Source organism: uncultured Arcobacter sp. (genome assembly GCF_937982575.1).
Lineage (GTDB): Bacteria > Campylobacterota > Campylobacteria > Campylobacterales > Arcobacteraceae > Arcobacter.
This window is the reverse complement of the sequence record NZ_CALJLR010000013.1, coordinates 37,240-59,827: the sequence shown is the minus strand read 5'-3', so window position 1 is coordinate 59,827 and position 22,588 is coordinate 37,240. Positions and strand designations below refer to the sequence as shown.

Here is a 22,588-nt window from a genome sequence, read left to right as displayed (position 1 = left end):
AATTATAAGAGTCTGCCGTATCTGCGTGATTTTCTCCTAATACTTCCAATCTTATTTTTTGTGCTTTATCATAGTACTCTTTTGATTTCTCAAAATCATTTATCCTATCATAATAAACGCCTAAGCAATTATAAGAGTCTGCCGTATCTGCGTGATTTTCTCCTAATACTTCCAATCTTATCTTTAATGCTTTATCTAAGTACTCTTTTGATTTCTCAAAATCATTTATATTATCATAATAATCTCCTAAGCTATTATAAGACTCTGCCGTATCAGCATGATTCTCTCCTAATACTTCCAATCTTATCTTTAATGCTTTATCTAAGTACTCTTTTGATTTCTCAAAATCATTTATATTATCATAATAATCTCCTAAGCTATTATAAGACTCTGCCGTATCAGCATGATTCTCTCCTAATACTTCCAATCTTATTTTTAGTGCTTTTTCGTCGTACTCTTTTGATTTTTCAAAATCATTTATCCTATCATAATAAATACCTAAATTATGGTAAGAGTCTGCCGTATCTGCATGATTCTCTCCTAATACTTCCAATCTTATTTTTAGTGCTTTTTCGTAGTACTCTTTTGATTTTTCTAAATCATTATAAAAATAGAGTATTAAATTAGAGTAATTATAATATAAATGAGAGGCTTCTTTTGTACTAAAGTCTAAATCTTTTCTTTCCAATGTTTTTTTAGCTATATCCAAATATTTTTTCTTCGAAAGATAATCTCTTTTTTGTTTATCAATTTTTAAAATATTAGACAACTCTAAAATAATATCATCACTTTTTAGATTTTCTAAATAAAAATCTTCTATTTTAGAATTAAGAGAGCTATCAATATCAAAAACTAATTCTAAATAATCATAAAAAGACTCTTTATCTTTTTTACTTCGTGATTCTTCCAGTTTTTGTTTTATTTTTGTTGTAAATTTATCTTGTAATAAATCAAAATTGTCCCATATTATTTGTCTTAGATTATCTTCCATACTTTCTTCCTTTTTATTTCTAAAAGTTCTTTATCAAGTCTTCATAAACAGCAGTTAATCCCTCTACTTCTTTTACTGTAGTTCTCTCACCAATACTATGAATAGTGTCGTTTATAACACCAAACTCTATGGCTTCTATACCAAATGCACCAAAATATCTGGCATCACTTGTTCCTCCATGGGTTGATTGTTTTGTAGGTACTCCTAAAACTTTTTGGATAGAGTTTTCCATTGCTTTCACCACTTTTGATTCTTTATTTGTCACAAAGGGAAAAGAGCCTTGTGTTGTTTTAAAGTCGTAGCTTAAGCCTTTTAACTTTTCATGGATAAACTCTTCTACACTTTCTCTTGTCGTATTTGTTGAGTTTCTTACATTGAACATAAGTTTTAGTTCATTTGGTGTTACGTTTGTAACTTCTGTACCACCTCTTATATCTGTAATTACCATCTTAGATGGAGCAAAGTATTCATCTCCATTATCTAAATTATACCCTGCAATTTTTGGTAATATCTCTGCAAAATTATGTACGGGATTGATACACTTTTCAGGGTATGCAGCATGTCCTTGCTTACCTTTTATAGTGATATATCCATTTATACTTCCACGTCGGCCTACTTTTATGGCATCACCAAAAACTTCTTCACAAGTAGGTTCTGCAACTACTGCGTATTGAGGTATAAAGTCTATCTCTTTTAAGTGTTCAAGCATTTTGATAGTTCCATAAGTTCCTTCACCCTCTTCATCACTTGTCATAAGAATAGAGAGTGTTCCATCAAAGTTTTGAGCGTGTTTACAAGCATATAAGAAAGCAGCATCACCACTTTTCATATCTTGTGCACCACGTGCACTTATAACTCCATTTACTATTTCAGCAGCAAAAGGGTCTACTTCCCAACCTTGCCCCACAGGTACTACATCTATATGTCCAGCAAAGCACAGATGCTGTTTTTTGTCATTAAACTTTTTATAAAAAAATCTGTTTTTTGTGCCTTCCATATCAACTTTTATGCAACGCCACTCTTTTCCTAAATACTCTTCTATAAAATCAAAAGCTCCATCATCATCAGGTGTTATTGATTTAAATCTTAATAATTTTTGAAATAATTCTATAATAGTCATCTAATTCCTTTAAAGTAGATATTGTATCAAATTTGTGATTTATTTTTCTATATCAAAACAAACAATAGAAGTCTGAGAATAATAATAAAAGGGACACTTGATTAATACCCTAGTCTCATTATGCAATTTATCAAACTTCTGTTATAATAAATTAACTTAAAATAGGAGTCTCCTATGAAAAATAATCTATTTATTAAGATTTCACTTTCTCTATTTATAATTTACTCGTTATTAGGTTTCTTTTTGATTCCTTATATTGCAAAAGACCAAATAATTAAAAATCTTGACAATTTACTTGTTTTTAAAAGTGATTTAAAGAAAGTTTCTTTTAATCCATATACATTAAGTGTACAACTTGAAGAGTTCTCTATTTCAAACAAAGATGAGAAGCTAATAGGCTTTGATGAACTTGAAATTGATTTTGCTCTTTTAAAATCTATACATGAGTCACATATAAGCTTTAAAACCCTAAATATAGTAAAACCATATGTAAATATAATTCAAGATGAAAATGGAAGTATAAATTTAGCCTCTATTTTAAAACCTCAAGAAAAAGAGGTAGAAAAAAGCTCTAGTGAAAAAACAGATATACCAGCATTTAAAATATCAAAGACTCAAATCATAGATGCAAATTTTATTTTTACACAAATTTTTGACTCTAAAAAAACTACAACTGATATAAATAATTTCAACTATACATTTTATGATATAGGGACATTTAAAAACTTCCTTGCCTCTCATAGCCTAGTTACAAATGTAAATAAAGATACAAAACTCTATTTAGATGGTGGATTTAGACTAACTCCTTTTAAGATGTATGGAAAAGTAAAACTTGAAAACCTAAAATCAAAAGAATATCTAGGTTATACAAAAGATTTACTAAACTTTCAAATTGGAGAGCCAACCTTATCTTTATCTTTTGGATATAGAGTTGACACAACTAAAGAACTAGAAGTATATATTGATAATGCAAAGATTAATTTAAATAACTTAAAACTAATAAAAGACAATAAAGAACTTGCAAGTTTGAATAGCTTTAAAGTTAGTGATTTAAACCTAGACTTAGCAAGACAAAAAATATCTGTAAATGATATCTCATTTAACTCTTTATTTGCGAAAATTGTATCAAATAAAAATGAGAAGTTAAATATAGATAATCTAGTAAATATTAAAAATGATACAGCAAGTAAAAAAGAAGTCGATACAAAAGATGAAAAGCCTTGGATTGTTGATTTAAAATCATTTACTATAAACAACTCAAACTTTACATATGATGATTTAAAAAATAGAACTAACATGAAAGCAAATGATATAAATGTACTGCTTGATAGTCTTTCTATTTTAGGTGCTAAAATAAAAGTTGAGAAATCTACAATTGGAACCAAGAGCTTTGAATTAAAAGATAATAAAAATAAAACAGATATTACAGCTCAAAATATAAAATTAAATCTACATAATCTACTAAAAGATAACAAAGGGCTAAAACTATCTAGTGTAGATATGACAAATCCAATTGCCACAATAATATTAGAAGAAAAAGAAGCCAAAAAAGAGACAAAAGCAAAAGAAGTTAAAAAATCATCTACTTCTCAAAACTCTAGTATGATATTAGACATAGGTCCAGTAAAAATAAACAATGCCCAATTGACCTTTCAAGACAAAAATTTAAAAGTTCCTTTTAAAACAAATATTACCAAACTAAATGGTAGTTTTTCTGAACTAAATAGTAAAAGTTCAAAACCAACAAAACTAAAACTTGAGGGTAAAATTGATAGATATGGATATACAAGAATTACAGGCTTTGTTGACCATAAAAATATAAAAAATCTTACAGATGTAACTCTTATATTTAAAAATATAGCAATTAAAAACTTTACACCCTATTCAGCAAAATTTGCAGGTAGAGAACTTGAAAAAGGTAAATTAAATCTAAATCTAAAATATAATATCTCCAAATCAAATCTTAATGCAAAAAATAGCATTATTATCACAGATATTAAACTAGGAAAAGTTGTAGAAAGTCCTGATGCTGCAAGCTTACCCCTTGAACTTGGAATTGCTTTGTTGGAAGACTCAAAAGGTATAATAGATATTGACTTACCTATTACAGGAAATCTTGATAATCCAGAATTCTCAATTGCTCCAACAGTATGGAAAGTATTTACAAACCTTATTATAAAAGCAGTAAGCTCTCCATTTTCATTTTTAGCATCGCTTTTAGGTATTAGTGCAGACGAAATTAAAAGTGTGGAATTTATTTATGGGGAAAGTATACTTATAGATTCAGAAAAAGAAACACTAGATTACATTGCAAAAGCCTTTGCAAAAAGACCAAACCTTGCTTTAAAAATCGAACCATCATATGATATAAATAAAGATAAAAGTGCTCTTCAAGGCTTAAAACTTGAAGATTTACTAATCCTTGATATGAAAAAATTAAAAGATGGAGATAAGTATTTATTAGCATTGGAGAATAGATATAAAGCTAGCAATGAAGAAGTTAGCTTAAAAGAGCTAAAAAAAGAGTTTACAAGTGAAGTAAAAGGTAAAGATTACTTTGATAAAGATTCATACATTGCCAAAATCAAAAATATACTAAAATCAAAAATAGAAGTTACAATACAAGAGATGGAAGCTTTAGCTTTAAAAAGAATAGACTCTATAAAAGCCTATCTACTTAAAAAAGAAGCAATAGGTGAAAAAAGATTATTTATCAATGACAAAATAAAAGTCTTAGATGAAAAAAATGCTAAATATGCTGAGTTTGATTTAGCCATAGATATAAAAAAGAAGTAGTTATCTAACTACTTCTTAATGTTGTATGTAGGGAAAGGAATATTTATATTGTTTTGTTTTAAAGCTTTGTAAATACCAAGATTTACTTTATATTGAGTATCAAAGAATAGTTTTGTATGAGCCCAATATCTCACTTCAATATTAATAGAAAAGTCACCAAACTCTTTTATACCAACTTGAGCTTTAGGCTCTTTTGAAATGATTTCTGCATCAAAGTCATTTACTACTTTAGATATCACAAGAATTGCTTCTTCTGGATTTGATTCATAGTCAATTCCAACTACAGACTCTACAATCCTATATTCAAAAGAGTTAATTAATATCTCACCAATAATGTGTTTATTTGGAATAGTAATTTGCTCACCATCTTCAGTTGATAAAATAGTATGCGCTAATCTTATCTCTTCTACTACACCAAAAACACCATCTACACTGATAGTATTACCTACAATAAAAGGACGACCTATGATTATAGAAAGCCCTGCCCCATAGTTTGAAAGTGTTCCTTGTAATGCTAAACCAGCACCAAGTGAAGCCGCACCAATACCTGCAATAAAAGGAGTTAATGTAATACCAAGTTTTCCAACTGCAACTATTGACACACCAATAATAATTGAAAACTTAATAATATTTACAATAAACTTTGTCAAAGTAACATCAAGCTCATTTTTTTCACAAATACGTCTTACAAACGCAGATACTTTATTTGCGACAAACCAACCTAAAAGAAAAATTATAATCGCACCAATTAATTGGAAACTATAATTAACAAAAAACTCAATTATCACATCATAAAACTTTTGTATGTTTTCTAGCTCTTTATCCATGATTGCTGCCTTTTCTATAATTTTACTACCTTCGCACCAAAGCCACCTTGACTAGGATGAGCATCAGTAAATGACTTAACACTTGGATGCTTTATTAAAAAATCTTTTACTATTTTTGATAATTTTCCAGTACCAATACCGTGATATACTAAAACTTCATCAAAACCAGATATTAAACAATCAGAAATAAACTTATCAAGTTTTTCAACTGCTTCATCACCTCTTAATCCATGCAAGTCAATATTTACATGTCCACCTTGAGGTTTTTCAATTGTTACAGTTGTTTTTTTCTTAACCTTTGGTTTAACTTCATTTCCTGATGGTCTTAACTCATCAACAGTTACATGGAGTCTCATTCCTGCATCTGTTAAGATTAAAGCCTTTTTACCTCTTATTGAGATAATCTCACCCTTTGAGCTTTTATATTTTACCCTATCTTTCTCTTTGAAGTTGTAATTCTCTTCTACTTTTTCTACTTTTATATCTTTTGCTTTTTTATGTGCAATATTAAGATGTTGATGTGACTCTTGGTAGATTTTTGCTTTTATAGCTTTTTTTGCTTCTTCTCTTGCATCACTATACTCTTTATGAAGCTTTGATTTTTCTATATTTATATGGTCATCAAGGTCTTGTTTTGCTTCTTTGAGATTTTTATTTAGTTTTTGATGTGTTTCAATCTCATTATCAAGTTTAGCAATTTTTTGTTTATATTCCATTTCCAAGGCACTACTTCGTTCGATTAGTTCATTTAGCCTATCTTGATCATCACCATAAACATCTTTTGCTTTTTTTACTACATTTACAGGTATACCATATCGTTGTGCCGTTTCAAAAGCATAAGAACGTCCAATAGTACCTTGTAAGAAGTCATAAGTTGGTTTCTGGTTTGCTTCATCATAAATAGCTGCTATTAACTCCACTTTATCATTTGCAGCCATAAGTGCAGCTAATCTTTTGTGGTGAGTTGTAATGATGATTTTAATATTTTTATCAATAAGCTCTTCAATTATTACTTTAAACAAACTAGCAGCTTCATCGGAATCAGTTCCAAGTTCTATCTCATCAACACCAACTATTACATCTTTTTGGGTAAATAGTTTAGAGAACTCTACCATACGACCTGCAAAAGTAGAGATATCATTTTTAACACTTTGAGGGTCATCTAAAACAGCTAAGGCATTTTTAAAGTATCCTATTGAAGACTTTTCATTGGCTTTATATGGGATTAAGTATTTTGATAAAACAACTGCTGAAAGTATAGATTTTAACATCATTGTTTTACCACCAGCATTTACACCTGTTATCATAATAACAGATTTTGAAAAATCTACAGATATAGGTTTTCCACCATGAAGTGCTGGATGAACAAACTCTTTTAAAATATTTTTACCACTTTTTGAAGGAATTATAAAGTTTTTATCTCCATCTTTAGCAAAAAACAATCTTGCTAAATAGTGGTCAATCCTATCAAACTCTTTATTTAAGAACTTTATAAAAAGTAAGTTTTTTTCAAAAGTAGAAGAGATAGATTTACACACCTTTAATAAAACTTCTTCTTGTTTGTTTTTTAAATCAGACTCTTTTTGTTTGAGTTCTGAAATTGAGTGAGGTAAGATATAAAAGAATCCTGAGCTTGATCTATGTATAACAGTAGCTTTTATAATATTATTAAAGCCTCCACGCACAAGTAGCGTCTCTTCTGAGTTTACATAATGAACTTGTGAATCAATTAAATAAGGTCTTAATTTACTATTATTTATAGATTTGTACAAGGCTTGTTTGATTGACTCTTTATTTCTATAAAGGGCAGATTTTATAAGATCTAAGTCTTCATCAATTCCCTCTTTTAGATTTCCTTTTGAATCGAAGAAATCAACTACTCTTTCCATATCAGCTGGTATTATTACTTTTTCTATCCACTCAGCTAATTTACCCTCAAAAGTAAATCTTTTTAAATAAAGAAAATATTTTATAATCTTTATAAACTCATAAACTTCTTCAACTCTTAATATACCTTGCTTTTGAATATGTACTATTTTACCATCAAGGTTTTCAACCTTTTGGGGCTCTTTTAGTTCATATTTTGACAACTCATTTATAAATCTATGATGTAAGTTTATATCACCTTCTAAAACAACTGGTTTTTCTCTTGCAAATAGTTTAGAAAATGATGTTAAATAATCCTCTAAGTCTAACTTTTTAAATATCTCTTGCATATATTATTTAACTTCTACTCCATATCTTTGTAAAACATTAACCCAAGATAGAGCTTTTCCATCTATGTCAAACAATGCAGGAGTTCCCCTTACACCTAACTCTTCACCTAATTTCATATTTGCTTCAATAATCTTATTTAAAGAAGCTTTTCGTTTATCACTATATTTTTTATTTTTAAACTCTTTGCTATCAACAGTAACATTCATCATTGCTTCTACTTTAGCATCATTTGTTTTATTATCTAAAATATATTGTGTTAAAGCTATGGCATTTTTATGAAAACTTAAAGGGAAGAAAAATATTTTAAGTTGTACATCTTTTTTTATATCTTCAAAATATGATTCAAACTTTTTACAATATGGACACTCAGGGTCTGTAAACAAATAATATACATCTTTACCCGTACCATATGTTAAAGCCTCTTTTCCATCTAAAATAGATACATCATTTGGAATACTAAGCTCTTCACCCGATGCAGTATTATAAATTTTACCAGCGATTAAAAAATTTTTATCAGCTGTTAAAACTAACTCTTGAACATTTTCTTGAATATTCACTCTTAATAAATAAAACTGTTCATCTTTATATGCTTTCATAATGTGCATACCAGAACCTGTAAAAATAGGTAACTTCTCTATTTCACTCATCTCTTTTTTATTTAATTCTCCAGATGCAACTGCATTCAGTGAAAATAAAATACCAATCATTAATACTATTTTAAATATCTTTTTCATTTCTTTCTCCTAATTGCTAAATATTAGCAAGTTATTGTTTAGTTTGTATAAATTATAAATAAAACTGCCAATAAAGTATAGCAGTAGTTGTAACTAGAACTATACCTAAAATATTAAACACTAATCCATATTTAGCCATATCTTTTACTTTTACCACACCACTACTCATAGCTATTGCATTTGGTGGGGTTGCTATTGGCAACATAAAAGCATAAGAGGCACAAATTGTTGCAACAAATAAAATCAATGCTACATCTATATTTCCGACATTACCAAGGGAGTAAATAATAGGTAAAACTACTGAAATAAGTGCAGTATTGGAAGTTATTTCTGTAGTAAAAGTAACCAAAGATGCAACTAGTATTATTAGCAATATTATTGGCAAGTCTGTTACTGACAATAGTTGATTTGCAATTACATCAGCTAGTCCTGTTTTTGAAAATGCCATTGCAATGGAAAAACCAGCACCAAATAAAAACATAATCTCATAAGGAATCTTTTTTGTGTCTTCCCAAGTTAAAAAACCAATTTTTGGCATAAACATAAGCAAACCATAACCTAATAATATACCCTTTTCATTTAGTCCAAGTCCCATATAATAAGGTTCTATTTTAGAATTAACGAATAATAAAACTATTAAAGATCCCAAAATATAAAGTAATCTTTTTTGATCCCAATTTAAAGGTTTCAACTCTTTTAAACTTGCATCTATCTCAAAGTTTTTCACCCCTAAAGATAAAATAAAAGGAATAATAATAAGCATTGCAATTGCCAAAGGAGAAGTTAAAGCTATCCATTTTATAAAAGGTATTGCTTCTAAATGATGCTGTTCCATAAACCCTAAAAGAATAAGATTGGGAGGTGTTCCTATTGGAGTTACAATTCCACCTATACTTGCCCCATATGCAATTGCAAGTACAAATCTAAGTCTTATTTTTATATCATCACTTAAATATATGGCAATTGGTATCAATAAAAGAGCTGTTGTTGTATTTGATATAAGTGAACTCAAAAATGCAGAAGTAATAGCCAATGAAAATATTATTCCTCTTGCAGTATTTGGGAAAAGTGTTAATAGCTTATTTGAAATATATTTATGCAACTCAATTTTTTGTGTCGCAATTGCTATCATAAATCCACCTAAAAACAAAAAGATTATTGATTTTGAATAATTAGATACGGTTTCATTTGTACTAATAATATCAAAACTTGGAAAAAGTAAAATTGGTAACAAGGAAACAACCCCTAAAGGTAAGGCCTCATTTGACCACAATACAACAAGAAAAAATATTATTGAAAGTAAAGTAGCATGTTGAGTACTAAAAAAAGAATTCAATAGAAAAAAAAGAATTACTGATAAAATTAAGGTTAATGTGATTTGTTTCAAGATTACTCCTACTTTTATTTCTTTTTTGGTCTAAAAGGTTTTATAACCTCTTCATTACACTCTAAAAAAGGTCCTTCCATCAAGTCAATACAATATGGAATTGCAGGAAAAACTGCATCTAAACACTCCCTTATAGATTTTGGTTTTCCAGGAAGATTTACTATAAGAGAACTTCCTCTAAGTCCTGCTGTTTGTCTTGATAAGATAGCTGTTGGCACAAACTTTAAAGACTCTGCCCTCATAAGTTCACCAAATCCTGGCATCATTCTATCACACACATTTTCAGTAGCTTCTGGAGTAACATCTCTTGCAGCTGGACCAGTTCCCCCTGTAGTAACAACTAAACAACACTTTTCATTATCAATTAAATCTTTTAGTGTATTTTCAATTGTCTCTTGGCTATCTTCAATACATTTGTAAACAGGTTCCCATTTGCTTGTTAGATACTCATTTAATGTATCAATAATTGCTTGTCCAGATAAATCTTCATAAACACCCTTACTTGCTCTATCACTTGCTGTTAGTATTCCAATTCTTATTTTCATAAAATTCCTTTCTTATCAATTCCATATATCGCTTGTGATTTATCTCGCAGAAGCAAAGCGACGAGGACAACTTTTGCTATCATTATTATCCTTTTAAAATATGTCCATAATTTTTCATAAAATATACTGTTGAAAAATCTTTAAAAAACTCACAAGCTTTTGGTGAATCTATAATTTTATCAACACCACCTAAATAGACTTCAATTTTAGTTCCTCTATTTAAAAGAGTATTTAACTTCTCTTCATCCCACTTATATGTAAGTAGAGTTTGAAGCTCTTCAGAAGTTCCCTCTTTAAAGTATGTTGAAACTTCAAAAGAAGAGGGAGAGGATATATTTTTTAAAAAATTCTCATAATAGTTCTTTGAATCTTTTTTAAAAAACATCAATTGCATTCTTACAAATTTTTTATTTTGAGTTTGAAAGAAAGCTGGTGAAAAAAGTTGAAGTAAATCAACTCTCTTTTGAGTATTTAAAGCCTCTTCAAAAGCTTTTATTGCACCATATGAAAAGCCAGAAATAGTAAAATCATTTTCTATTATATACTCACTAAAAAGCTCTTTTTCATTTTCTAGTGAAAATCCTGAAAAATATCTAGAGTTCATTTTTCTCTATTACTTCTTTTTCAATCATAATTTTTGTTAATTTATTTATTTCATCATAGTTTTCATCAAGTTGAGTTTTTAATTCAACTTTTGTTTGCTCTATTAACTCTTTATAATCTTTTGCCATAGCATATTTTTCAACCATATCTTTTGCTAAGTCATCTGCTTTTTTTAAATCCTCTTCAAAAATAGCATACTGTTCATCTTTTAAAACTTCAATACCAATACTACCAGAAAGATATTTTTTAAGCTCTTTTTTTAACTCATTTTTTGAAGGAAATATAGTTTTTAGATTTGTACTATTTTCATCAAATAAAGAGACTCTTTCTTTTGTAATAAAAGCCTTTGAAGCTTGATAGATAGATAATATCTCTTTTTCATTATCTGATAAAACAAAATTCTCTTTTTTTCCAAATTCTAATTTATTTTTAGCAATCTCTATATGTTTATCTTCTAGAACACTATCATTTGACTTTATCATATAAAGCATAGCTTCATTTATAAGAGTTGATATAGAAGCAGATGAAAAACCAGAAAGATTTGTTGAGAGTTTTTTGATATCAAGTGTATGTTTGATTGCTTTTAAATATAGCTCTAAAATCAACTCTCTGTCCTTGATATTAGGAAGTGTTAACCTTACTCTTCTATCAAATCTTCCCGCTCTTAAAAGTGCATCATCAAGAACTTCTATTTTATTTGTTGCGGCAATTACTATTACACCATTTTCACCTTCAAAACCATCCATTTGTGTTAGAAGTTCATTAAGTGTTGATTCTCTTTCATCATTTGATTTGCCGCTTCTTGTTTTTCCAATAGCATCAATTTCATCTATAAATATTATTGAAGGAGCATTTGCTTTAGCTTTTGCAAAAAGTTCACGAACTCTTTTTGCTCCCATTCCCACATATATTTGAACAAAACTTGCACCACTTTGATAAAAAAATGGAACATTTGCTTCTCCAGCAACTGCACGTGCTATCAAAGTTTTACCCACACCTGGAGGTCCATAAAGTAAAACACCCTTTGGTAGTTTTATTCCATATTTATGGTATTTTTTAGGATTATCTAAAAACTCTACTATCTCTTCAAGTTCTTCTTTAACACTTGCTATTCCTGCAATATCTTTAAAAGTTGTATTGGGTTTTATAACTTCTATATGAGAGTTATCTTCTGCTTCTACTTCTTCCTTACTTACTTTTGTTTTTTGAAGCTCTTGTTCAAAAACAGAATCTTTAATTTTGTTTTTATTAATAAACTCTTGAATTTTATCTTTTTTAAGTCTTGCAATAACAGCAAATACCAAAAGGAAAATTATAAAAACTAAACCAAAACTATAAGTACTACTTTGAATATAAGAAGAGCTTTTGTAAATAGTATAAAAGAAAAGCACAATAAGTGCAATTCCAGATAAAAGCATAAGCTTTAAATTCTTATCTTTATTTTTTTTATAATCATCAGAATTTTGCAACATTACCATTTTCCTTTGCTTCATAATTCTTTAAGAAAACCCAATCTCCAACCAAATCAGCACTACTTTCTACCTCTATTTGATTGAAATATTGGTCTAGTCCTATATATTTTCCATTTTTCTCTTGCTCAATTAGCACTTCTAAAGTATTTTTATTGTTTTTTCTAAAATTATAATTTTTCTCATCTATTATTGAAATAAGTTCATTATATCTTATTTTAGCAATGTCACCTTTTACTTGAGGTTTCATAGTAACACTTGGAGTTCCATCTCTTTTTGAATAAGTAAAAGCATGAACATGAGTAAGGGGAAATCTATGTAAGTTCTCAACAGCCTCTTTCCATAACTCATCAGTCTCACCTGGATGTCCTACTATAAAGTCAGTTCCAAGGGCATAACCATTGTCTCTTAAAAACTCAAAAAGCTCTAAGTCTTTTAAGACTTTATTTCTTCTGTTCATTATTTCTAACATTTTTTTAGAAGTGTGTTGAAGAGCTATATGAAGATGTTTTGCCATAAAAGGTTCATTGATGATTTCTCTAAACTCATCATCTATTTGAATAGGTTCAACAGAACCAAGTCTTACTCTTCTAACGCCTTTTATTAAGGATATTTTCTTTAAAAGTTTTGCTAATGAGGTGTGTTGTTTTTTACCGTAAGAGCCAACATTTGTCCCTGTTAAAATAAACTCCCCAAATCCATTTGATGCCAGAGTTGATATTTGTTCTAATATTTTATCTTCACTATAACTTCTAGCATCTCCTCTTACATAAGGAATAATACAATATGAACATCTAAAGTCACAACCCTCTTGGATTTTAATAAATGCCCTACTCTTACCAACAAACTCTTCTACAATAGTCTCATCAATATGTTCCAAATCACCAGCTGTAAAAAATCTCTCATCATTTTTAAGAAGTTCATTGATGTTCTCTTTTTCACTATGTCCAAATAAAGAATCTACCTTCTCTTCTTTAAAGAGGTTTTCACCTTTTGTCCAAACTCCACAACCAGTAAAAATAACTCTTGGTTTTTTAGGAAGTTTATTTAAAGAGTTTATATAACCACGAGCTGTACTATCTGCACTATTTGTAACAGTACAAGAGTTTATAACAACAACATTTGCATCTTTTTCATTTTGTGTAATTTCAAAATCTTTTAGATTGCTCATCATAACTTGAGTATCAAAAACATTTGTTCTACAACCAAAGGTTTTAAAATATACTTTTGGTTTTGTATCTAGAAAATTCATACTTTATGGAACCTCAGGCAAGTCTGCAGGTGGAACTCTGTCAGGCTGATTTGATGTAAAATTAATTTGTTGCGTAGGGTAAGCAATCGTAATATCATCCTCAGCCATAAATGCCTGTAATATCTCTGGAGACATAGTACTTCGTAAAACCAATGCCGCATAAGAGTTTGTAAGATACCAAGAAGAGATAACAATACCATAAGGCTCAACAAAAGTATAAACTCTAGGTTCAACTCCCGTTGCTCTTAGGGCATACTTATTTCTCATTTTAGATAACTGTTTTCTTGTAATATCAGTGTAGCCTTTTGAGTAGTGCTTTAATATCTCTTTTGCTATATGTTGTGCTTTTTTGTAGTTTGAATCAAAGGTAATAGTAATATCAATACCATCCCAAACAGTTCGAAGCCCTGAGTGAGTATAGTTTGCAATCATTTCAGAAAAAACATAGTTATTTGGTATAAAAAAGATTCTTCCTGTTCTTCTATTAACTTTGTATGATGTATAAGTAATATCTTCTCTGATAGTTATTTTAAATAATGAGATATCAAGAACATCACCAACTGCTTCAAGACCACCTCTTGTTACTTTTATTCTATCTCCCACTTGAATAGAACCAGATGTTACAATTACCATCCAACCAAAAATAGACATAAACCAATCTTTTAAAGCAATAGCAATACCAGCTGATGCAAACCCTAAGATTGTAATAACATATGAGACATTGTCAATGTATGAAAAAAGAACTATCATTACAATCAAAAACACTAGGACAAAATTGATAACTTTATTTGCCATATAGAAGTTTTCATTTTGAGAAAAGTATTTTTTAAGAGTTAGTTTTACTAAAAATGAAAATATAAATACAACTGCAATAATTAAGAAGATAATTGAAGTTTTTGAAATCTGATCTGCTATTTGATTATCTGTTTCTAATATCACTTGCTCGATTTTTCTATTATAGACTTCACTAGTAGTTGTTAGAATTTCTAACACCATGTTAAAATCTTTTTTCTCACTATCTAAAAAGTTGATCTTTTTTTCATATTCATCTTTTGGATCTAGATTATATAAATCTAAATATAGTAAGATTTTCTTATCTAAAAGCCCAATCAATCTTGTAACATCTTTTATAATATTTGTAAACTCTTTTTTATGATCTTTCATTTTCTTTTTATATGAAAGAGCATTTATAATACCAAAAGGGTTTGTTATAGCTTCATATTTTTCTATTTCAGGAGGATTTATAAGTTTTCCAATTGGTGAATCTTTATATTCAGAAATTAGTTCTAACTCATTGTTTTTAATTCGAATTTTATTTTCTACTTTATAAAGTAAATCTCTATTTTTTTTGTTTACATCAGATAATTCATTTTTTAATTCATGAAGTTCTTTAGAGATGCTTCTATATGCAATATAATTTGAATATCTTTTTAACAATATATTATCTTCAAGTTGTTCATCTATATTTTCTATTTCTAAAATAAAACTATCAATTTTTGCTTTTATTTCAGGTGTTGGATCTAAAAGAACAACTTTAGGTTCTTCACTCACTTCTGTTTTTTCAACAAAAGATTTTAAATCTTTAGAGTCTTCTATTTGAGCAGCTGTTAAATTCAAAGTTATGAAAACAGTAAAAACTAGAAAAAATATTTTTTTCAATTAAAATCCTTTTAAAACGTCAATAACATCAGTTTTAGATACTTCATCAGTAATTTTACAATCACCAATACCAACAGGCAAGATAAATTTAATTTTATCATCAAGACTTTTTTTGTCTAAAAAGAAGTGCTCATAAAAATCTTCCACATCATTTATTTTGTATGATGTTGGAATATTATATTTCTCTAAAACATTTTTTACTCTTAAAGCATCTTCACTACTCATAAGTCCAATTTTTTTAGAAACTTCATTGGCCATAATCATACCAATACCAACTGCTTCACCATGAAGATATTTTGAATATTTTGTTTCATTTTCTACAACATGTCCAAAAGTATGTCCATAATTTAAAGCTGCTCTTATTCCATTTTCTTTTTCATCTTGAGATACAACCCAAGCTTTTGTTTCAACAGATTTTTTTATGGCAACTTTTATATTCTCTTCATCATATAAATCATGACTCTCAATCCATTCAAAAAACTCTTTGTTAAAAGTTACTGCCATCTTAACAATTTCAGCAATCCCTGCACCAAATTCTCTTTTAGGTAAAGTGCTTAAAAAGTATGGGTCAATATATACAGCTCTTGGTTGATGAAAGGCTCCAATTAAGTTTTTACCAAACTTATTATTAACACCAGTTTTTCCTCCAACACTTGCATCTACTTGAGATAATAGAGTTGTAGGAACTTGTATAAAATCAATACCTCTTTGGTAAATAGATGCACAAAATCCAGTCATATCACCAATTACACCCCCACCAAATGCAACTAGCAATGATTTACGATTTAACCTATTTTCAAAGCAATGTTCAAGAATCATATCAACAGTTTCCATATTTTTATACTCTTCACCATCTGGTATTGTAACAATACTAAGGTTGTTTGATTTGATTTTATTTTTAAAATATTCTAAGTGAAATCCACTAACAGTTGGGTTTGTTACTACTACAACTTTTCTATCAAAAGTTAACTCTTTTAATGTATCAATTGTTATATCATATGAAATATTATTTGGCAGTTTTATATTTACAATCATTTATTAATTTCCAGCTCTATAAAGTATGTAGATTATATCTAAAATAATTTAAGAAAAGATAATAATTTATTATCAAAATTCAAACTGTTCTTTTAACTTTTCATGATTTAATATTTTTATATGACCCTTATCATTTTCTATGATTTTATCTTTTTTCAGTTTTGATATTTTTCTTGATAATGTCTCAGGAGTTATATTTAAAATTGAAGCAATTTTCACTTGTTTTAGACTTGATAATATCTCTTCATTTTCATATATAAATTGTGTTATTTTTATATTTGCATCTGCTGTTATGTTATAGTTTATAAAGTTTTCTAATGCCTTTATCTTTTTTGTAAGTGATTTAATTAGCATCATTGATATCTCTGGTTTAAATAAAAATCTTTTTTTAAATTCATTATATTCTATAACATAAACTTCTGAATCAGTTTCAAATGAACAGTTTGCAGGATAAGGTACCTCTTCATAGTTTGCAATTTCAGCTATAAATGTAGGTGCAGTTAAATTATGTATAATGATTTCATTATCTTTATAATCATGTTTATAAACCTTTACAATGCCACTTACTAAAAGATATAGATATTTTGCTTCATCACCTTTATAAAAAAGTATTTCATCTTTTTTATAATTTTTCTTTCTGCTTATTTTTTCTAACTCTTTTTTCTCTTTTTCATCTAAAGAATCAAAAAAATAGTACTCATGTATATTCATCATTTCACTTTCTATTGATTGGCATCAATTTAATTTATCTGATTTTATGCAAAAATTACAAAATTTAAAATAAAACAGGGGTATAAAATGACTATTAAAGAATATATGTCAAACAATCATAAAGAGTGTGATGAACTACTTGCACTATTAGAAAGTGCAGTTGAAAAGGGAAATTGGGACAATGCAGTTGAGCTAAATGAAAAGTTTAAAAATGAGACTTTAAAACACTTTGAGATGGAAGAGAACTATCTATTTCCAATGTTTGATGAAAAAGCCTCTACTGGTGGTTGTGGTCCAACACAAGTTATGAAAATGGAACATGAACAAGCAAGAACAGTTTTTCCTAAAATTGAAGAATCACTTAAAGAAAAAGATAGTGATAGATTTTTTGGACTAAGTGAATCTATAATGATACTAATCCAACAACATAATTCTAAAGAAGAACAAATGTTATATACAATGATACAAAATCTATTAAATAATGAAAATGATACTATTGTAGATGGTTTAAAAAGCTATGAGCAAAAATAAAACTATTATTTTAGATGTAAGCGAGCTTGAAGCTCCTTACCCTCTTATGCAAGGATTAGAAGCAGTACATAATCTAAAAGAAGATGAAATACTTATTTTTAAACATAGAATGAGTCCTTGCAAGCTTTTTGAAACAATTGAAAAAAATAGTTTAAGATATGAAATTATAAAAGATGAAGAAAACTATTTTGAGATGAAAATACACAAATAAAGGCTTAAAATATGCAAATGCAAGGTTTATCTTTAGATCAAGCACCACCTTATAAAATCCCTATGTTTTATTACATAATTGCTTCTATTTACTTAGTTACTTTTTCTATTTGTATGTTTATTTATGCAAATGGTATTGAAGGTAGATATTACTATGAAGCTATAGCTCTTACACATGTTTTAACCCTTGGTTTTTTCACTCATGTGATGTTTGGTTCACTATTTCAGATGATTCCTGTCATTATTGGAGTTGCATATAAAAAAGTAAATATTCAAGCTAAAATCATACTCTTTTTGCTAAATACTGGAACAATATGTTTTACAACAGGTTTTTTATTAACAAGTAAAATTCTTATGCATATTGCTAGCTTATGTTTACTTCTTGCTATTGTTTATTTTGTAGTAATTACTTTTTTTACTATTTTAAAAACTGAAGATAAAAATCCAACAGTTAAGACATTTTTAACAGCCCTTGGATTTTTAATTTTAGGTTTAGCATTTGGAATACTCTCTTTAATAAATCATAATAGTGGTTTTACATCAAGAAACTTTGCTGATGCACATATTAGTTATATCTTCTTTGGATGGCTTATCATGCTTATTTCAGGAGTTTCATATAAGGTTATTCCTATGTTTTATGTGACTAAAGAGTATCCATTATTTATAAAAAATCATTTTTATTGGATAGTAACTATAATAATACTTTTATTGTCCCTATTTATAATTACTAATTCAGAGTTAGTACCACTATTTAAAACTCTATTGGCTTTATCTTCTCTTATATTTTCACTTACAACAATCTATTTACTAAAAAATAGAAAAAGACCAAGAAGAGACACTACAATTAATCTTTGGTATTTTGCGATGATAAACTTATCAGTTGCTTCTGTTATTTGGATTGTATCAATTTGGGTTAATTTAGATATTAATTTTTTACTTGCAGTCACTTTTGGTCTTGGGTTTGCATACTCTATTATAAATGGAATGTTATATAAAATAGTTCCATTTCTTACCTGGTTTCATCTTAGTTCAAAAATGATTTTTGATGCGGAGATGTCACAAGTAATAAAAAGTAAATATATGAAACTACAATACAACATATATATTGTTTCTTATATTACTTTTTTATTAGCGGTGTTTTTTAAAGCTCTGATTTATCTAGCTAGTTTATTATTTCTTGTTTCAGCTTTAATATTATGTTACAACATTATAAGTGCATTTAGCTATTACAAAAAGTTAAGCCAGCCTATTTAGTATAAAAAGAGATTCCTTCATCTAGTAATCTCTTTACAACTTTTTGACTTAGTTGTGATTTTAATTCCATGATTTGGTGATATGGAGCCACATACCAAATACGAAGAACAAAAAAAGGCTCTTTTGTATCAGGGATAAGGTGAATCCTTGGTCGAAATTCACGTGAACGCATATCATAACGCTTTCTCATACTTTGAAACTGTTTTGAAGCTACTTCCATATATTTTTCTGTCATTTCATATGCCACTTCTGCAGCTATTGTTTCAGCTTTTTGTGTATCTGTAGAAAAAGGAATACATAGCTCTATCATGTCATAAATAGTTTTCATTTTATCATGGGTATAGTTAAATACATAGTTATTTACAAATAGACTATTTGCTATAAAAACAATACGTCCTGCAATCTTTGTTTGAGCAGAAGTAGTATTGTTTATACTTTCATATAGGGTTGTTTTAAATAAAGATATTGCAATAACTTCTCCAATAACTGGATTATTATTTATATTAATTAAGATTCTGTCACCTATTTGTATTTGACCACCAATTACCAACTGAAACCAAGCTGCCATACTTTGTAAATACTCTTTCATAGAGATAGTCATAGCAGCTGCAATAACACCTATTAAGGTAGCAGCATAAATTATGTTACCTATGTTGAAAAAAATCACCACAACAAGTATAATCACAAAAAAAGTGATGTTTAAAGCCTTTCTTATTTTAAAAAGCTTCTCTTCATTGTCAATTTTTTTAGTGATAAAATACTTTGATACATAAAAAAGTATAAAAAGTAAGATAATAATTGATAGATTTAAGATATGCATACGTAGTTGCGTTTGTTCATACTCTTTTAAAGCATTAATATACAAATCTTTTGTACGTTTCAATACCTCTTCTTTACCTTCTATTAGGCCTTTTGCATTGTCAAAATATGTTATTATTTTTTTTAGTTGCTCTTCTTTTTTAAGATTTTTATTTTCTTGTTCAGAAGTTATTTTAAGCTCATTTTCCAAGTACTCAACTGCTTCATCATACTGTTTTCTTAAAAAATTTAATTTCTGAGTTTCAACTGCAAATTTTGTTTTTTGATTTGAAAAGAGATAATCTATTAAATTTATCTCTTTTATATTTGTTCCAATAATTACTTTTTCTAACATATCATCAAATGATTTTGGTAATTCATCAAGAATTTTCTTTTTACTCTCTTGTAGACTTAAAAGTTGTCTCAGTTCTGTTCTTTTTTGTCCACTAGCATTTTTAATATCTTTTTCTAATGCTTTTATTTCATCATCAATAGCTTGAGTTTTTATTAGGTTATTATAAACCTGAATCCAACTATTATTCTCTTTTTCTAAATAGTTTAACTCTTCAGCATTTGATATACCAACAAATAAAAATAAAATAAATACAAAATTTAATAATCTTTTCACAATATCTCCATAAAATTAAAAATCATATTTTAACATATTTATACTCTAAATTTTTCAAACAACTCTTTTTTATCCATTTGAATTTCTATATTATTACTATAGATTCTTTTTTTAAATTTTTTATATAATTTTATTTGAAGAATAATTCCAAACACACCTATAATAGATAAAAATATCAATAAGCCAGTCAAATCTTTATTAAAATAATCATATATCATTGCACTAATACTTCCTGCAACTATTGCCCCAGAAATCATAAAGGACCTAATCATTAAATAATCTTTTAACTCTACTTTTTCATCTTGCATGAAATCAACAGTATGTATTCTTGCTATTTCAAAAGTAATACCTTGAATTGTGAATATTGTTAATATTACATAAGTAAATATTAAAATTGATTGTGAAAACATCATATAAGAAAATATCTGTACAATATCCAAAATAATAGCAAACAAGTAGATATTATAAATCTTTATATGTTTAAAAAGGGGTTGAATAAACCCATCCAAAGCACCAATTAGCATATAAAAACTTATCATAAAAACAGGAAGATAAGTTCCTTCAAGTTTTGTAACAAAAGGAATCAATGTCCAATCAATATATGTGATTAAAAACAGTGTTAGAGATTGTATTTTTAAGAAGTTACTACTTCTTATTTCTTTAAATATAGGGGCATAGTTTCTAAATGCCATGGGTTCGCCTTTGAAAAAAGCGAATTATACTACAGATTTTTGATTTTGAAGCAAAATAAAATATTTATTTTTTATTTATATCTTACCACTTTGATGCCCACAGTTTTTGCTCATCTTTTGTAAGGAATGTCCAGATAACTATTCTACTAACTTTTTGCCCATGTTGCATCTCAATAGTGTCATATTCTGTGGGTTTAACATACTCAATAGTGTCATAGATAAATTGAAGATTGTCTTTTTTTGATACGATAGTACTAAACCAAAAACAGTTTTTTGCATACTTTTTACTCTGTTTAATCATGGCTTTTACAAAGGCTACTTCTCCACCTTTGCACCACAGTTCATTGCTTTTACCACCAAAGTTTAAGCTAGCTTTTTCAACTACTTTTTTAGTAAGATTTTGTACCTTTCTATTACTCCCCGCTTGGGCTTGGGCTTGTGATTTATGAAAAGGAGGATTACATAAGGTAAAATCAAACCTATCATCTTCTTTTATAATGCCTGTAAAAATACTATCAGGATTTAACTGCAACCTACACTCAATATTTCCTATTAAAGAGTCATTTTCTTTTATAATATTCTCAGAGGACTCAAGAGACTCTTTTTCAATATCACTACCTACAAAAGACCAGCCATAAACGCTGTTTCCTATTATTGGATAAATACAGTTTGCCCCAATACCAATATCAAGTCCTTTTATCTTTGCTCCTGTTGGGACTTTACCCCCATGAAACTCTGCAAGTAAATCAGCAATATAATGCAAATAATCAGCCCGTCCAGGAATAGGAGGACATAAATAATCTTCTGGAATATACCAGTTCTTTATATTGTAAAAGTGAGCAAGAAGTGCTTTGTTTAAAGTTAATACAGCTTTTGCATCTGCAAAATCAATAGATAGTTCATCATATTTATTTTTAAAAACGAAATCTGCTAGTTTTGGTAAACTTTTTATGAGTTGTGGAAAATCATATCTTTTATTGTGAGGATTTCTTGGATGTAATCCTTTTTTGTGTTCTTTATGTGCCATTATATTTATCTTATTCTTTTATTTATAGGTATTGTACTATAGTTTATCTATATCTATCTTGCTAGATATCTTTACTATAAGAGAGTGTAGATATTATTAAAA

Annotated in this window: 20 protein-coding genes; 4 read left to right on the top strand and 16 right to left on the bottom strand. The window is 28.2% G+C overall.

Annotated elements, in window-relative coordinates; all coding sequences use genetic code 11:
- On the bottom strand, window positions 1–991 hold a 991-nt coding region (locus tag Q0617_RS09700; RefSeq protein ID WP_298752937.1), incomplete at its 3' end, for a tetratricopeptide repeat protein.
- Between the two features lie 19 nt (window positions 992–1,010).
- Window positions 1,011–2,111, bottom strand: coding sequence for a succinyl-diaminopimelate desuccinylase (gene dapE, locus Q0617_RS09695; RefSeq protein ID WP_298752935.1), 1,101 nt, complete (start codon window positions 2,109–2,111; stop codon window positions 1,011–1,013).
- A 174-nt stretch (window positions 2,112–2,285) separates the two neighbouring features.
- Between dapE and Q0617_RS09690 the strand changes: the two genes are divergently transcribed.
- Window positions 2,286–4,907, top strand: coding sequence for a DUF748 domain-containing protein (locus Q0617_RS09690; protein ID WP_298752933.1), 2,622 nt, complete (start codon window positions 2,286–2,288; stop codon window positions 4,905–4,907).
- Between the two features lie 8 nt (window positions 4,908–4,915).
- Here the strand turns inward: Q0617_RS09690 and Q0617_RS09685 are convergent, their stop codons facing one another.
- The 11 genes from Q0617_RS09685 to Q0617_RS09635 form a co-directional block, all read right to left on the bottom strand.
- Window positions 4,916–5,734: a mechanosensitive ion channel family protein gene (locus tag Q0617_RS09685; protein WP_298752930.1), complete on the bottom strand. Its 819-nt coding sequence runs from the start codon at window positions 5,732–5,734 to the stop codon at window positions 4,916–4,918.
- Window positions 5,735–5,748: 14 nt separating this feature from the next.
- Window positions 5,749–7,950 carry an endonuclease MutS2 gene (locus tag Q0617_RS09680; protein WP_298752927.1) on the bottom strand — a complete coding sequence of 734 codons (2,202 nt, stop codon included), beginning with the start codon at window positions 7,948–7,950 and terminating at the stop codon, window positions 5,749–5,751.
- Window positions 7,951–7,953: 3 nt separating this feature from the next.
- Entirely contained in the window at window positions 7,954–8,685 is a 732-nt protein-coding gene (locus tag Q0617_RS09675) for a DsbC family protein (RefSeq protein WP_298752925.1), read from the bottom strand.
- Between the two features lie 52 nt (window positions 8,686–8,737).
- Window positions 8,738–10,072 (bottom strand): DASS family sodium-coupled anion symporter, encoded by a 1,335-nt coding sequence (locus tag Q0617_RS09670; RefSeq protein ID WP_298752923.1) that lies wholly within the window; start codon window positions 10,070–10,072, stop codon window positions 8,738–8,740.
- 14 nt (window positions 10,073–10,086) lie between these two features.
- On the bottom strand, window positions 10,087–10,617 hold the full coding sequence (gene mog, locus Q0617_RS09665) for a molybdopterin adenylyltransferase (RefSeq protein ID WP_298752921.1): 531 nt from the start codon (window positions 10,615–10,617) through the stop codon (window positions 10,087–10,089).
- A gap of 85 nt (window positions 10,618–10,702) precedes the next feature.
- Entirely contained in the window at window positions 10,703–11,221 is a 519-nt protein-coding gene (bioV, locus tag Q0617_RS09660; RefSeq protein ID WP_298752919.1) for a pimelyl-ACP methyl ester esterase BioV, read from the bottom strand.
- Window positions 11,211–12,692, bottom strand: coding sequence for an AAA family ATPase (locus Q0617_RS09655; RefSeq protein ID WP_298752917.1), 1,482 nt, complete (start codon window positions 12,690–12,692; stop codon window positions 11,211–11,213). The genes bioV and Q0617_RS09655 overlap by 11 nt, the downstream gene beginning before the upstream one ends.
- Entirely contained in the window at window positions 12,676–13,941 is a 1,266-nt protein-coding gene (gene mtaB / locus Q0617_RS09650; RefSeq protein ID WP_298752915.1) for a tRNA (N(6)-L-threonylcarbamoyladenosine(37)-C(2))-methylthiotransferase MtaB, read from the bottom strand. Before mtaB ends, Q0617_RS09655 begins: the two co-directional genes overlap by 17 nt.
- Window positions 13,942–13,944: 3 nt before the next feature.
- Complete coding sequence (locus Q0617_RS09645) at window positions 13,945–15,600, bottom strand: mechanosensitive ion channel domain-containing protein (protein WP_298752913.1); 1,656 nt, start codon at window positions 15,598–15,600, stop codon at window positions 13,945–13,947.
- Window positions 15,601–16,635, bottom strand: a complete 1,035-nt coding sequence (gene aroB, locus Q0617_RS09640) for a 3-dehydroquinate synthase (RefSeq protein ID WP_298752910.1) — start codon at window positions 16,633–16,635, stop codon at window positions 15,601–15,603.
- A gap of 72 nt (window positions 16,636–16,707) precedes the next feature.
- Window positions 16,708–17,346 carry a Crp/Fnr family transcriptional regulator gene (locus tag Q0617_RS09635; RefSeq protein WP_298752908.1) on the bottom strand — a complete coding sequence of 213 codons (639 nt, stop codon included), beginning with the start codon at window positions 17,344–17,346 and terminating at the stop codon, window positions 16,708–16,710.
- Window positions 17,347–17,433: 87 nt separating this feature from the next.
- Between Q0617_RS09635 and Q0617_RS09630 the strand changes: the two genes are divergently transcribed.
- The 3 genes from Q0617_RS09630 to Q0617_RS09620 are packed head-to-tail and all read left to right on the top strand — an operon-like array spanning window position 17,434 to window position 19,341.
- Window positions 17,434–17,877 carry a hemerythrin domain-containing protein gene (locus Q0617_RS09630; RefSeq protein WP_298752906.1) on the top strand — a complete coding sequence of 148 codons (444 nt, stop codon included), beginning with the start codon at window positions 17,434–17,436 and terminating at the stop codon, window positions 17,875–17,877.
- Window positions 17,864–18,088, top strand: a complete 225-nt coding sequence (locus Q0617_RS09625) for a hypothetical protein (RefSeq protein ID WP_298752905.1) — start codon at window positions 17,864–17,866, stop codon at window positions 18,086–18,088. Before Q0617_RS09630 ends, Q0617_RS09625 begins: the two co-directional genes overlap by 14 nt.
- Before the next feature lie 11 nt (window positions 18,089–18,099).
- On the top strand, window positions 18,100–19,341 hold the full coding sequence (locus Q0617_RS09620; protein ID WP_298752903.1) for a hypothetical protein: 1,242 nt from the start codon (window positions 18,100–18,102) through the stop codon (window positions 19,339–19,341).
- On the opposite strand, the gene Q0617_RS09615 is transcribed toward Q0617_RS09620, so the two are convergent.
- From Q0617_RS09615 to rlmF, 3 genes are all read right to left on the bottom strand, one after another.
- Entirely contained in the window at window positions 19,334–20,767 is a 1,434-nt protein-coding gene (locus tag Q0617_RS09615; protein ID WP_298752901.1) for a mechanosensitive ion channel domain-containing protein, read from the bottom strand. The genes Q0617_RS09620 and Q0617_RS09615 overlap by 8 nt on opposite strands.
- 38 nt (window positions 20,768–20,805) lie before the next feature.
- On the bottom strand, window positions 20,806–21,459 hold the full coding sequence (locus Q0617_RS09610; protein ID WP_298752899.1) for a hypothetical protein: 654 nt from the start codon (window positions 21,457–21,459) through the stop codon (window positions 20,806–20,808).
- A gap of 82 nt (window positions 21,460–21,541) precedes the next feature.
- On the bottom strand, window positions 21,542–22,486 hold the full coding sequence (gene rlmF / locus Q0617_RS09605; RefSeq protein ID WP_298752898.1) for a 23S rRNA (adenine(1618)-N(6))-methyltransferase RlmF: 945 nt from the start codon (window positions 22,484–22,486) through the stop codon (window positions 21,542–21,544).
- Window positions 22,487–22,588 lie beyond the last annotated feature (102 nt).